Genomic DNA, 12,788 nt, shown 5'->3' with positions numbered 1-12,788 from the left:
GTCCATGATGGCAACCGAAAAGGAGCAAGTCATGGAACAGATCCGCGTCATCCAATACGGCTGCGGCAAGATGGGCCGCATCATGCTGCGCTACCTGCACGAGAAAGGCTGCCGCATCGTCGGCGCGATCGACGCCGACACGGCGCTTGTCGGGCGCGACGTCGGCGAGGTGGCCGGCCTCGACATGCGGCTGGGCGTGCAGGTGGCCGCGGACGCCGAGGCGGTGTTCGCCGGCTGTGACGCGCATGTCGCGCTGATCGCGACGCGCAGCCTGATCGGCGAGCTCGAGGACGCCTACACCCTCGCCGCGCGGCACGGGGTGTGCGCGCTGTCGACCTGCGAGGAGGCGTTCTACCCGTGGACGACGGCAGCGCCGCTGACCAACCGGCTCGACCGACTGGCCAAACAGCACGGGGTGACTTTATCCGCCTCGGGCTACCAGGACGTGTTCTGGGGCAAGCTGGTGTCGGCGCTGGCCGGCGCGACCCACCGCATCGAGCGCATCGAAGGGCTGTCCAGCTACAACGTCGAGGATTACGGCATCGCGCTGGCCGAGGCGCACGGCGCCGGCCTGTCGGCCGATGAATTCAGGCGGCAGATCACCGACGCGGAGGCGCTGCCTTCGTATATGTGGAACAGCGCCGAGTGGCTGGCTGCGGAGCTGGGGTTCAGCGTGCGCAGCGTCTCGCAGGTACTCGAACCCATCCTCGCGCCACACGATGTCAAGAGCGCGACGCTCGGGGGCACCATCCCGGCCGGCCACGCGCTGGGGATGCGCGCGGTGGTCACGCTTGAGACTTACCAGGGGGTGGTGATCGAGGCGCAATGCGTCGGCAAGGTCTACCTGCCCGGCGAAGTCGACCGCAACGACTGGACCGTGCGCGGCGAGCCGACCACCACCTTGCAGATCGCCGCGCCGGACACCGTCGCGCTGACCTGCGCGACGCTGGTGAACCGCATCCCGCAGCTGCTTGCCGCGCCGCCGGGCTTCGTCACCTGCGACCGTCTCGCCGCGCCGCGTTACCAGCCCTACCCGCTGGGCCTGCCCGACTAGGCGCCGGGCGCGCGCGTGCCTGCTATAACGACCGCGTACCCACTTGAGGAGAGCATGATGAAAGCGTACGCGGCCGAACTGATCGGCACTTTCTGGCTGGTGTTGGGCGGCTGCGGCAGCGCGGTGCTCGCCGCGGCCTTCCCGCATCTGGGTATAGGCTTTGCCGGTGTCGCGCTAGCGTTCGGACTGACCGTACTCACCGGCTGCTACGCGGTCGGCCATATCTCGGGCGGCCACCTGAACCCGGCGGTCACCGTCGGGCTGTGGGCGGGCGGCCGCTTCGAGGGGCGCCATGTTCTGCCCTACATCATCGCGCAGGTCATAGGCGGCTTGATCGCCGGCGGCGTGCTCTACTTGATCGCCAGCGGCAAGGCGGGGTTCTCGACGGCCGGCGGCTTCGCCAGCAACGGTTACGGCGCGCACTCGCCCGGCGGCTACGACCTGGCGTCGGCGGCGCTGATCGAGACCGTGATGACGATGATGTTCCTGTTCGTGATCATGGGCGCGACGTCCAGGAAGGCGCCTGCCGGCTTCGCGCCGATCGCGATCGGCCTGTGCCTGACGCTGATCCATCTGGTCACCATCCCGGTCACCAATACCTCGGTCAACCCGGCACGCAGTACCGGCGTCGCCCTGTACACCGGCGGCTGGGCGATTGAACAGCTCTGGCTGTTCTGGCTCGCGCCGCTTGTCGGCGGCGTGATCGGCGGCCTGCTTTACCGTTGGCTGAATGATGAACGGTCACTCGCCTGATCGGTTAGTCTAAAAAAAACCCGTATCACACAGCGACATTCTCTTTCAAAACATCCACTTCCGTGGAACCGGCCGGTTGCAACGCGGGTCACTCTGGCTTTACGTTGCAGCCATCCCTTTTGCCAAAAAGGCAAAAGTCGCGAACCGGATAGAAAGAGAACACGAATGACCGAGATGATCTGCCACACCCCGGCCTGTTGTTGTCAGGATCAACCGAACCCGCCCCTGCGTCTCGAGCAGAGCGAGATGCGCCTGTGCCGGGTCGAGCCGGGTGAGCACGCTTACGAGGCGCACCCAGCGACCGAATTCATCGTCTGCCTGCAAGGCGCGCTCCTGCTGGAAGACGCCGACGGCGGCCGCGTGCAGGCCGACCCGGGCGAGGTGATCGAGATCCCCGCCGGCGTACGCCACCGCTTCGCGCCGCCATGCGACGCGGCCATCATGCGCCTGACGCCCCAGCTTTCGGCGTAAGCAAGCCTTGCTGCGCGGCCTCAAGCAGGCCGACAATTGCGCCGGTGGGTACGCCTCCCTCCTCTTCCCGGGTGCCCGCCAGCGCCGTCATCCGCTCAGGCAGTTGTTGCCAGGCCGCCTGTAACGCGGCGAGCGCCTGGTGCGCGGTTTCGGCCTCGCTGCGCGCCTCGCTGCCGGCTTGCTGCGCGGCAAGCAACTGGCCGTCCAGCCGGCCGATTTCGCGTTCACGTTCGGCCAGCCTTTCGCGCCACTCATCAGACAGGCGGCCGTGTTCGCGCCTCATCTGGCGCAACGCGTCCTCGGCGGACGCCTTTTCTTCCTGCATGCGCCGCCGCTCGTCCTCGACCTGTTCGTACAGGCGGATGCGCAAGCCTTCCAGCCGCTCGTAGGCGAGCGCCTCACGCCGCTCGGCCGTCTCGCGCGCGTGGGCAAGCTCTACCCTGGCCTGCGCGTCGCGCTCGGCCTGCCTCGCCTGCGCGTCGGCCTGCGCGTCCGCCAGGCGCCGCGCCGCCGCGTCGCGTTCGGCACCGAGCGCCGCCAGCTGGGTGCGCAAGGTGGCAAGCTCGTCGGACAGCAGCACGGCCTGGGCCTTCGCCTGCGCAAGCTCCTGGTGCGTCGCGGCCAGGTCGAGCCGCAAGGACGCGACGCGCTGCGCTTCTTCGTTCTTTTCCGCCTCCAGCGCCGTACAGGCCTCAGCGAGGGCATCGCGTTCGGCAAACGCCTCGCGCCGCGCGTCGGCCAGCGCGTCCTCCGCCTGCTGGCACGCCTGCTGCCATACCGCATTGAATGCCGCGCCCAGTGCCGCCGGCCACTCGGGGCGGCGGTTCGCCGCCGCGGCGCGTGCGAGAAAGTCCTTGCGCCAGGCCTTCAGCGTATTGTTGATCGTCGTGTTCGAACCGGTGCCCAGCCGCTCGCGCACTTCAACCACCGTCGGCCACACCCCTTCGGCCAGTAGCTCCTGCGCAGCTGCGCGAATTTTTGCGTAAATATCGTCGGCCATGATAATTCCTTACGTATGACGTGAATTATATCATGGCATCACACCATCAAGCCGCAAGCTGGCACGCTTCGTGCATCGAACCGGCAAGCCTCTGCCCATCTGGTTTACAATGACGACACGTTTCAACCAAGCCAAGAGCCTTTCGCCATGCTGAGCGACCGCTTCGGGCGCACCATCGACTACCTGCGCGTCTCGGTCACCGACCGCTGCGATTTGCGCTGCACCTACTGCCTGCCCAAGGGCTTCAAGGGCTTCGAGGAGCCGGCCAACTGGCTGACCTTCGACGAGATCGAACGGGTGATCGCCGCGTTCGCGCGCCTTGGCGTGCACCGCTACCGCCTGACCGGTGGCGAGCCGCTGCTGCGCAGGAACCTGCCCGCCCTCGCCCGCAAGCTGACCGCCCTGCCGGGCGTCGAGGACTTGTCGCTGACCACCAACGCGACACAACTGGCCAGCCAGGCTGCGGCACTGACCGACGCGGGCGTCAGCCGCATCAACGTCAGCCTCGACTCGCTCCAGCGAGACCGCGTGCACGCGATCAGCGGCAGCGACTGCCTGGACAAGGTGCTATCCGGACTCAAAGCCGCATCGGGCGCCGGCTTCAGGTCGGTCAAGGTCAATATGGTGCCAATGGAGGGCGTGAACGACGACGAGATCGAGGCGATGGTCGCGTTCTGCATCGAACACGGCTTCATCCTGCGCCTGATCGAGGCGATGCCGATGGGACAGACCGGGCAGAACACCCGCGGAGTCGACCTGAACGCGCTGCTGCCACGGCTGCGCGAACGCTTCGACCTTCACCCCTCTTCGCGCGAACTCGGCGGCGGCCCGGCACGCTACTGGGAGCGCGCCGACGGCAAGTTCACGCTGGGCCTGATCACGCCGATGTCGCAACACTTCTGCCCGACCTGCAACCGCGTACGGCTGTCGGTCGACGGCACGCTCTACATGTGCCTGGGACAGGAGGCGAGTTACGAGTTGCGCCCGCTGTTGCGCGGCGGCGCCAGCGACGCCGAACTCGAGGCGGCGATCCGCGCCGCGATCGAACTGAAGCCCGAACGCCACGAATTCGTCGAGTCGCCGGGCAAGGTGGTGCGTTTCATGTCGATGACCGGCGGCTGAAACGCCACCGGCCACAAACAAAAAGCCCCGCGATGCGGGGCTTTTTTCAGATCAGGGCTGTAAATTACAGCGGCTGGATCTTGGTAGCCTGCGGGCCTTTTTGACCCATGCCCGGCTCGTAGGAGACCTTCTGGCCTTCCTGCAGGGACTTGAAGCCCTGGGACTGGATTTCGGAGAAGTGCGCGAACAGGTCGCTGCCGCCTTCGTCCGGAGTGATGAAGCCGAAGCCCTTAGCGTCGTTGAACCACTTAACGGTACCGGTAGCCATGATGAATTCCTTTTGGGATTACTGTGGGTGGGCGTGAGCCCGGAAATGCATGACGATCAAGGAATGAAGCATGGAACAAGGAAGTACCGCTTGGCCTACGATGTCGCAATGATTCTGCTGCTTGAAGATCCTGCGAGAAACGTTATACGCACCTTGAGCAGCATCGTCAATCATCCGCCCTCCGCAATGTGTGGTTTTTGGCTAAAAATCATTCTGGAATATTTTTCCGACCAGACTTTAATCAAGAGAGATAAACGGCCGCGCACAGCACCCCCTCCCTACACGCCACATGGAGTCCACCCGATGAAAATCAGGTCAATCGCCATGGCCGCATTACTGGCCACCACCCTGGCCGGCTGCGCCAGCACCCGCGGCACCAGGATCAGCGAAGGCAGCGCAGTCGCAGAAATGCCGCAAGCCGGGTTCCTGACCGACTACTCCCGCCTGCAACCGCAAGACCGGGGCACGTTGCAGTACCTCGACCGCTCCGCCAGCCTCAAGCGTTACAACAAGCTCATGCTCGAACCCGTCGCCGTCATCCTGAGCAGCAACCCGGAATACAGCGATAACACACTGCCGCCAGCCACCCAGGCACGCATCGCGGACGGCATCACCGCCGCCATGAAGAAGGAACTTGGACAGGATTTCCAGCTCGTCAACACGCCCGGCGCAGACGTCCTGCGCGTTCGCCTCGCGCTGACCGGCGTACAGGCGGTCGACCCCGCGCTAACCCCTGCCGACTTCATCCCTGTCAAGGCAATCTTCAACGCCGGGCGCGCGATGGCAGGCCAGTCGCCGCGCGTGGCGGAACTGACCGGCGAGGTGGAAGTCCTCGATGCCAACAACCGCCAACTAGGCGCAGCCATTTTCTCGCGCAAGGCAGACACCTCCCTCTCCCAAGGCGTCCGCCTCTCATGGAGCGACCTGGAGGCGCTCTCCCAAGCGTGGGCAAAACAACTGCACATGCTGCTGCTGCGCGGCAAGAACCGCTGAAACCGTTCGCGCGGCCGCGCCTGTCAGATGGCGGGCTGAGGCCATGCCGGAGCACGAAACCCGGGCGTCACGCCTTGCGCCGCCCCCGCCAGGCGCGAGATCCGTCTGGCCAGCTGTGATCTGCCAAGCTGCAAGCCACGCACCACACACGCGGCGGCCGGCCCCGCACCCATCGCCCAAGCCACATCCCGTTCGTCGAGCAGGCCGCCGATGGCGACGACAGGCGCGGGACTCACCGCGACCCACCACGCCAGGTTGTCCAGCCCTTGCGCCCGCCACGGCATGTCCTTGGTCGTGGTCGGCCTGACCGGCCCGCACGCGATATAGCTGGGCGCGCAGCCAGCCGCCCGGGCCATCTCCCACGGGCAATGGCTGGACAAGCCCAGCCTTTGCGTGCCGGCACGCGCACGCAAGACGCGCACCGCAGCTTCCGGCAGCGCCGCCAGGTCCTCCTGCCCCAGATGCAGGCCGGCCGCGCCTTCACCAGCCCCGAGCACGGCGGCGTAATCGTCGTTCACCCACAACTGCGCGCCGTGTCGCAGCGCAAGCAGTCTGGCGCGGGCCAGCTCGCCAGGCACGAGCGGCCGCTTCACTCTTAACTGCACCAGACGCAAGCCGGCCGACAGCCCCCTTTCAAGTGCAGCCAGATCGGCGACGATGCCGTAAAGCGGCGACGGCGCGGCAAACGGCGCGAAGCGTACGCCCTCGCACGCCCATGGCGGCGCGTCACCCAGCCCCAACCAGGGCAGGCGGCCGCGCACGGACAACGACGCGAGCACTGCCGCGTCCGCCTCCCCATGCCCTGCCGCCGCTGCGCACCGCCAGGCTTCAGCCAGCGCAGCGAGTGGCGCCCCCCGGTGGCCGACCAGCACCCCGCTCGCCTCGCCCGTGCTCAGGCGGTCGACACCCTCGCCCTCATCGATCAGCCAGCACGCCTCGCCACCGGCCTTGGCCGCCAGAAATTGCTCCGCATGGGTCGTGAAACGCATGGCTCAGCCCACCAACAGCGGCTGGCCGCACACCGGCGTGCTTGCCACCGCCATCGGCTGCGGCGCCATCACCCCCGCGAGATAACCCGCCCGTGCGCCGGCGACCACCCGCGCGAACGCACGCGCCATACCCACCGGGTCGCCGGCATGCGCGATCGCCGAATTGAGCAGCACCGCATCGAAGCCCAGTTCCATCGCCTGCGCCGCGTGCGCGGGCGAGCCCAGCCCCGCGTCGAGCACCAGCACCGCCTGCGGCAGGCGCGCGCGCAAGGTGGCGAGCGCCCACGGGTTGAGCAAGCCCTGCCCCGAGCCGATCGGCGCGCCCCACGGCATCAGCACCTGGCAGCCGGCATCGAACAGGCGCTGGCACAACAGCAAATCATCGGTCGCGTACGGGAAGACGGCGAAGCCTTCGCCGACCAGCGTTTCGGCCGCTTCGAGCAATTGCCAGGGGTCGGGCTGCAAGGTGTACTCGTCGCCGACCACCTCAAGTTTCACCCAGTGCGTGCCATAGAGTTCGCGTGTCATGCGCGCGAGCGACACCGCCTCGGCGGCGGTACGGCAACCCGCGGTATTCGGCAGCAAGCGCACGCCGCGCGCAGTGAGGCGCGCAAGCAGGCCGGCGAGAAAGCCGTTGTCCCCGCCGGACGCCAGCGTGCGGCGCAGGCCGACCGTCACCACTGCCGCCTCCGACGCGTCGACGGCGTCGGCGAGCACCGCGGGCGAAGGGTAAGCAGCGGTGCCGACCATCAGGCGGCTAGCCAACCGCTCCCCATACGCTTCGAAACTGTCTTCCATATCAGCCCCCGACAATAGGCTGGAACAGCGTCACCCGCGCGCCATCCGCCAGCAAGAATCCTGCGCGCGCGCTGCGCGGCACGAATACCCCGTCCACCGCGGTCGCCACCGCATCACGGGCGACGCCCTGCATGTCGAGCAGCGCGTCGAGCGTCAGCCCCTCGGCAAGCGCCAGCGGCACATCGTCCAGTTCTATCCTGATCATCCGTTTTCCTTCAGTTGAGCCCCGCACCAGAGAGCGCGTCTTCAAGCAGCGCCGGCGCGACCAGCCAGCCGTGGCGGAACAGCCCGCCGACCCGCAGCAGGCCGTCCGCCAGCTCGATACACGGCAGGTTGTCCGGCAAGGCCGGGCGCAGGTTGGTTTCCATATGCACGACGCGCGCTTCGGCGAGCGCGGGCATGGCACTGACCGCCGCGCCCATCAGTTCGAACGCGCTGCGCACACTCACCGGCGAACGGTCGGCACTCTCGATCTCACTGGCGCCGACCACCACCACGTCGCCCGGGCGCGGCACCAGATAGACGCGATGGCGCGCATGCATCAGGCGCAAGGGCCGCCCGAGCGCCACGCCGGGCGCATGCAGCCACAGCACTTCGCCACGCACACCGCGCAGGCTTGCAAATCCCGCACCGACGCCGCGGGCGTCGATGGCCAGGTCGCAGCCATGCCGCACGCCCGTCGACGTGACCACACAGCCCGGCGCCACCGTCGCCACCGGCTCGCCCCAGCGCCAGCGGGCGTGGCTTGCCTCGGCAAGCGCAGGCAACACCCGCTGTGGGAAGACCTGTCCCTCGCCGGCCAGCCGCCAACCCTTAAGCCCCGGCGCAAGCGCAGGCTCCAGCGCGGCAAGCGTGGCAGTGGCAAGCGCCTCGGGCGTGCCGATGTCCGGCGCCAGCGCGAGGCGGGCCAGTACCCGCGCGGCCGCACCGTGGTCGGCCGGGTGCGCAAGCAGCAGCGAGTCGTCAAACCGCGCAAAGGCAGCGGCGGCGTCGCCAGTCGCCTGCGCCAGCGCCGCCGCGATTTGCCGCCAGCCCTCCAGCGAGCGTAGCCCCAGCCGCGCGATGGCGGCTGGCGCGTGCTCGAGCTCGGCCAGCGGGCTTAACATGCCGGCCGCGGTAAAGCCGGCCGCGCCTTGGCCGCCCAACCCGGCGCCGGGGCCCGGCGCCGGGTCGAACACCGTCACGCGATGGCCGCGGCGCGACAGCTGCCACGCGGCCAGACGGCCGGCGACCCCGGCGCCGGCGATCGCGATGCTCGCCATCGTTCAGCCTTCCTGGATAGGGATGTAGAGCTCGCTACCCGCCTCGCGGTAGCGGCGCGAAGCCTCGGCCATGCCAGCCGAGAGCGCGTCCGCCTCGGCCAGCCCCTGCTCGGAGGCGTAGGCGCGCACCTCCTGGGTGATCTTCATCGAGCAGAACTTGGGGCCGCACATACTGCAAAAGTGCGCGCTCTTGGCCGCCGGCGCAGGCAAGGTCGCGTCGTGGTAGGCGCGCGCGGTGTCCGGGTCGAGCGCGAGCGCGAACTGGTCTTCCCAGCGGAACTCGAAGCGGGCGCGGCTCATCGCGTCGTCGTGCGCGCGCGCGCCGGGGTGACCCTTGGCGACGTCGGCCGCGTGCGCGGCGATGCGGTAGGCGATCAGGCCCTGCTTGACGTCGTCGCGGTTCGGCAGGCCCAGGTGCTCCTTGGGCGTCACATAGCAGAGCATCGAAGTGCCCATCCAGCCTATCATCGCCGCGCCGATGCTAGATGCGATATGGTCGTAGCCGGGCGACACGTCGATGGTCAAGGGCCCCAGCGTGTAGAACGGCGCCTCGTGGCAGAGGCGCAGCTGCTCGTCCATGTTCGCGCGGATCATGTGCATCGGCACATGGCCCGGCCCCTCGATGATGGTCTGCACGTCGTGCCGCCACGCGACCTGCGTCAGTTCGCCCAGCGTCTCAAGCTCGGCGAACTGCGCCGCGTCGTTGGCGTCGGCGAGCGAACCCGGGCGCAGGCCGTCGCCCAGCGAGAAGGTCACGTCGTACGCCTTCATGATTTCGCAGATCTCTTCGAAATGCGTATAGAGGAAGTTTTCCCGGTGGTGCGCGATGCACCACTTGGCGAGGATGGACCCGCCGCGCGAGACGATGCCGGTGCGCCGCTGCGCGGTCAGCGGCACATGCGCGAGGCGCAGACCGGCGTGGATGGTGAAGTAGTCGACGCCCTGCTCGGCCTGCTCGACCAGCGTGTCGCGGAACAAGGTCCAGCTAAGATCCTCGGCGACGCCACCGACCTTCTCCAGCGCCTGGTAGATCGGCACCGTGCCGATCGGCACTGGCGAGTTGCGCAGGATCCAGTCGCGCGTGGTGTGGATGTGGCGGCCGGTGGAGAGGTCCATCACCGTGTCAGCACCCCAGCGCGTCGACCACACCAGTTTTTCGACCTCCTCCTCGATCGACGAGGTGACCGCCGAGTTGCCGATATTGGCGTTGATCTTGACCTTGAAGGCACGGCCAATCGCCATCGGCTCGAGCTCGGGATGGTTGATGTTGGCCGGGATCACCGCGCGGCCGCGCGCGACCTCGTCGCGCACCATCTCCGGGGTGATCGCCTGCAGCGCGAAATCCAACGCTTCACCGGTAAGGCGCGCCTCGCGCGCGACATCCCCCAGATACTCGCGCATCCACTCGCGCCGGCCGTTTTCCCGCAGCGCCACATATTCCATTTCGTCGGTGACGATGCCGCGGCGCGCGTAATGCATCTGGGTGACGTTGGCGCCGGAGCGGGCGCGGCGCGGCGTGCGCTGCAAGCCGGCGGAGAGTTCGCGCAGGCGCGCGAAGTCCGCGTCGTCGCGTGCACCATCGTCCCCCAGCGTCGCAGCACGGCCCGCATAGGTTTCGGTGTCGCCGCGCAGCGCCAGCCACGGCGCGCGCATGGCGGCCAGCCCCTGACGCACGTCAAGCGCGCAGGAAGGGTCGGCGTAGGGGCCCGAAGTGTCGTACAGGGAAACCGTTTCGCCATTGGTGAGCGCGATTTCGCGCAGCGGCACCCGGATGTCGGGCCGGCTACCGGTGAGATACGCCTTGCTGGAGGCGGGAAAGGGCTCGCAGGCAGCGGCGAGCAGGGCGGCAAAGCGGTCGGGTGCGTTCATGGCGGCCTCGGTAGCGTTAGGGTCAACGCTCCGGGGCTTGCGAGTGCGGCGGACGTGGCTCCAGCCCCCGTTCGGGTACTGGAACCTGCGCGCCCGCGGCAGCGGGCACGTACGTCCTGGCTCTTCTTACGCCGGTATTATCCGGATCAAGTCCATCGGGTTCGGTTGTCACCATCTCAGCTGGGCCTCGCAAGGCCCGGCACCCCGGAGCAGACGCCGATCTTGGATGCATTTATCATTACCGTCAACCACGGCACGGCGGGCTTACTGATCCAACACGCCCCTGACACGCCCACTCCCAAGCGCAAAACCGGCAAATTTGATAATCAACCGTAAAAAAACTTGACGGCCGCGGACGGAACAGGCAATATGCTCCTCCTCAAGTGGAGGGATTCCCGAGCGGTCAAAGGGATCAGACTGTAAATCTGACGGCTCTGCCTTCGAAGGTTCGAATCCTTCTCCCTCCACCACCCGATGCAAAAAAAGACGCCTTGCGAGGCGTCTTTTTTATTGCCCGTCTTACGCGTGCCACAAGGGCACGCCCAGCGACAGCTGGCGCACCCCTTCGGCCAGGTCCGCCGCCATCACTTCTTCCGGCACCTGGGCGCCGCCGGTTGCCCACGCCAGGTGCAGGGTGCCGAGCGGCAGGCTGTCGTTTACGCGCAGCATGCCCGGCACGCCGGCCAGCGCCGAAGGCTCGAGGCGCAGGTTTTCGCTCTCGGCCAGCGCCGCCTGCAAGCGGTAGAGCACGCCGTCGTCGACCGTGTAGCAGCCGTCGACGAGCCGAAAGAGCGCACGCGAGACCAGCGCCGACGGCCGGGCGACGGCGAGCCCGTCAGCGCGGGTCGCGTTGTCCAGCCCCAGGTCGTATACCGAGGCGTTTTCGAACAAGCCACTGGCGAGGCCGAACAGCATCGCCGGCGAGTGGGTCGGCTCGGCAAAGTAACAGCGCACCGCGTCGCCGAAGGCAAGCTTGAGCCCGTAGGCGATGCCGCCGGGCGCGCCACCCACCCCGCACGGCAGGTAGACCGCCAGCGGCCGCTCCGGGGCAATTACCTCGCCAGCCTGCGCGAGCTGGCGCGCCACTTCGGCGCCGGCCAGCGCGTAGCCGGTGAACAGCGCCAGCGAATTTTCGTCGTCGACAAAATGGCAGCCGATATCGGCCGCCGCCTCGGCGCGGCCGGCCGCGACCGCCGCGCCGTAGTCGCCCGTGTGCTCGACCACGTTGACACCGGCCGCGCGCAGGCGCGCCTTCTTCCACTCGCGTGCGTCGGCCGACATGTGTACGGTCGCGGCAAAGCCCAGCCTGGCGGCAAGGGTGCCGATCGCGAAACCGAGGTTGCCGGTCGAGCCGACCGCGACCTTGTGCCGCGCGAACAGCGCACGGCATTCGGGCGCGTCAAGCGTTAGCGCACCATCCACCGGCAACCTGTGCGCGAGCGCGAGCGCCTCGGCGTGCGCGAGCACCTCGTAAAAGCCGCCGCGCGCCTTGACCGACCCCGCCAGCGGCAGATGGCTGTCGAGCTTCATCCACAGCGCACCCTGCCCCGCCCCCATCGCCGCCTGCAGTCTGGGCAGGCAAACCAGCGGCGACTCGATCACTCCGCCGCCTTCCTCCTGCCCGAACAGCCGCGCGAGCGTTTCCGCGTGGCGCGCCAGGCGAGCGCGGGCGGTGTCAAGCGCGGCCGCGTCCAGCGGCACGTCCGCGAGCGCCCCGGCGGCAGCGACACGTGAGGGGTTGATCCAGCAGGTTTCCTGATACGCACGCAGCGCCCCGAACAGTACCGACTCTGCGGCGACTTGACTCCCCAGCATCCAACCTCCAGCTCAAGGCGGGGCAAGGCTCCGCCGACAAAATATGACTTTACCACGTAAAGGTCATAATAAATGCCATCCGCTATCCAAATTACCAAAACTCAAACACAGCCGGTTGACTCAAACACGCGCGCCGCTTAACATCCGCGCTCCCCCGCAGGAGAGCGGCCGCAAGGCCCGCCGAAGGCGCAAACTCCCATGATCGCTCAGGCAAACAGACTGCGGGTTTTTTGATACGCCGATTGGAGAGCGGCCGCGTCGCGGCCCACCGAAGGGGCAGCCGGCCTTGCGCCGTAAACTCTCAGGTAAAAGGACAAGGGGAGAGGCAAACACGCGGCCATGCCGCAGAAAGGCCTTGCCATGTCCGGCACGTCTGGCGCTCATTTTCCGTATC

13 protein-coding genes, 1 tRNA gene and 3 riboswitches are annotated in these 12,788 nt (G+C 67.7%); of the genes, 6 read left to right on the top strand and 8 right to left on the bottom strand.

Annotation, left to right across the window (positions count from 1 at the left end):
- Positions 1 to 31: 31 nt before the first annotated feature.
- The 3 genes from E5K04_RS00370 (at position 32) to E5K04_RS00360 (ending at position 2,278) form a co-directional block, all read left to right on the top strand.
- On the top strand, positions 32 to 1,054 hold the full coding sequence (locus E5K04_RS00370) for an NAD(P)H-dependent amine dehydrogenase family protein (protein WP_205700248.1): 1,023 nt from the start codon (positions 32 to 34) through the stop codon (positions 1,052 to 1,054).
- Positions 1,055 to 1,108: 54 nt separating this feature from the next.
- Complete coding sequence (gene aqpZ / locus E5K04_RS00365) at positions 1,109 to 1,807, top strand: aquaporin Z (protein WP_268907617.1); 699 nt, start codon at positions 1,109 to 1,111, stop codon at positions 1,805 to 1,807.
- Positions 1,808 to 1,972: 165 nt separating this feature from the next.
- Positions 1,973 to 2,278, top strand: a complete 306-nt coding sequence (locus E5K04_RS00360) for a cupin domain-containing protein (RefSeq protein ID WP_136550915.1) — start codon at positions 1,973 to 1,975, stop codon at positions 2,276 to 2,278.
- Here the strand turns inward: E5K04_RS00360 and E5K04_RS00355 are convergent.
- Complete coding sequence (locus E5K04_RS00355) at positions 2,247 to 3,278, bottom strand: DNA-binding protein (RefSeq protein ID WP_136550914.1); 1,032 nt, start codon at positions 3,276 to 3,278, stop codon at positions 2,247 to 2,249. The genes E5K04_RS00360 and E5K04_RS00355 overlap by 32 nt on opposite strands.
- Before the next feature lie 147 nt (positions 3,279 to 3,425).
- Here E5K04_RS00355 and moaA point away from each other — a divergent pair, with 147 nt between their 5' ends.
- Positions 3,426 to 4,400 (top strand): GTP 3',8-cyclase MoaA, encoded by a 975-nt coding sequence (gene moaA, locus E5K04_RS00350; protein ID WP_136550913.1) that lies wholly within the window; start codon positions 3,426 to 3,428, stop codon positions 4,398 to 4,400.
- Positions 4,401 to 4,464: 64 nt separating this feature from the next.
- Here moaA and E5K04_RS00345 read toward each other — a convergent pair whose 3' ends face one another.
- Positions 4,465 to 4,668, bottom strand: coding sequence for a cold-shock protein (locus E5K04_RS00345; RefSeq protein WP_136550912.1), 204 nt, complete (start codon positions 4,666 to 4,668; stop codon positions 4,465 to 4,467).
- A 90-nt stretch (positions 4,669 to 4,758) separates the two neighbouring features.
- On the opposite strand from E5K04_RS00345, the gene E5K04_RS00340 reads away from it, so the two are divergent.
- Positions 4,759 to 5,661, top strand: a complete 903-nt coding sequence (locus tag E5K04_RS00340) for a DUF3313 domain-containing protein (RefSeq protein ID WP_168929112.1) — start codon at positions 4,759 to 4,761, stop codon at positions 5,659 to 5,661.
- Positions 5,662 to 5,684: 23 nt separating this feature from the next.
- Here E5K04_RS00340 and E5K04_RS00335 read toward each other — a convergent pair whose 3' ends face one another.
- From E5K04_RS00335 to thiC, 5 genes are read right to left on the bottom strand one after another with little or no spacing between them, the layout of a single operon-like run.
- The gene (locus E5K04_RS00335; protein WP_136550910.1) at positions 5,685 to 6,650 is read right to left on the bottom strand and encodes a thiamine phosphate synthase; all 966 of its coding nucleotides are present in this window, start codon (positions 6,648 to 6,650) and stop codon (positions 5,685 to 5,687) included.
- Positions 6,651 to 6,653: 3 nt separating this feature from the next.
- Positions 6,654 to 7,448, bottom strand: a complete 795-nt coding sequence (locus E5K04_RS00330) for a thiazole synthase (RefSeq protein WP_136550909.1) — start codon at positions 7,446 to 7,448, stop codon at positions 6,654 to 6,656.
- A gap of 1 nt (position 7,449) precedes the next feature.
- Positions 7,450 to 7,653 (bottom strand): sulfur carrier protein ThiS, encoded by a 204-nt coding sequence (gene thiS, locus E5K04_RS00325; RefSeq protein ID WP_136550908.1) that lies wholly within the window; start codon positions 7,651 to 7,653, stop codon positions 7,450 to 7,452.
- Between the two features lie 10 nt (positions 7,654 to 7,663).
- Positions 7,664 to 8,710 carry an FAD-dependent oxidoreductase gene (locus tag E5K04_RS00320; RefSeq protein ID WP_136550907.1) on the bottom strand — a complete coding sequence of 349 codons (1,047 nt, stop codon included), beginning with the start codon at positions 8,708 to 8,710 and terminating at the stop codon, positions 7,664 to 7,666.
- Between the two features lie 3 nt (positions 8,711 to 8,713).
- Positions 8,714 to 10,579 carry a phosphomethylpyrimidine synthase ThiC gene (gene thiC / locus E5K04_RS00315; protein ID WP_136550906.1) on the bottom strand — a complete coding sequence of 622 codons (1,866 nt, stop codon included), beginning with the start codon at positions 10,577 to 10,579 and terminating at the stop codon, positions 8,714 to 8,716.
- Between the two features lie 106 nt (positions 10,580 to 10,685).
- Positions 10,686 to 10,796: riboswitch (TPP riboswitch) on the bottom strand.
- 168 nt (positions 10,797 to 10,964) lie between these two features.
- Between thiC and E5K04_RS00310 the strand changes: the two genes are divergently transcribed.
- Positions 10,965 to 11,049: transfer RNA gene (locus tag E5K04_RS00310), tRNA-Tyr, on the top strand.
- A gap of 49 nt (positions 11,050 to 11,098) precedes the next feature.
- Here the strand turns inward: E5K04_RS00310 and E5K04_RS00305 are convergent.
- Positions 11,099 to 12,394 carry a D-serine ammonia-lyase gene (locus tag E5K04_RS00305; protein ID WP_136550905.1) on the bottom strand — a complete coding sequence of 432 codons (1,296 nt, stop codon included), beginning with the start codon at positions 12,392 to 12,394 and terminating at the stop codon, positions 11,099 to 11,101.
- Between the two features lie 147 nt (positions 12,395 to 12,541).
- A riboswitch (glycine riboswitch) is annotated at positions 12,542 to 12,626 on the top strand.
- A gap of 1 nt (position 12,627) precedes the next feature.
- Positions 12,628 to 12,720: riboswitch (glycine riboswitch) on the top strand.
- Positions 12,721 to 12,788 lie beyond the last annotated feature (68 nt).

Origin of the sequence: Crenobacter intestini (genome assembly GCF_004919095.1) — a bacterium.
Lineage (GTDB): Bacteria > Pseudomonadota > Gammaproteobacteria > Burkholderiales > Chromobacteriaceae > Craterilacuibacter > Craterilacuibacter intestini.
This window is presented reverse-complemented; position numbering and strand designations above follow the sequence as displayed.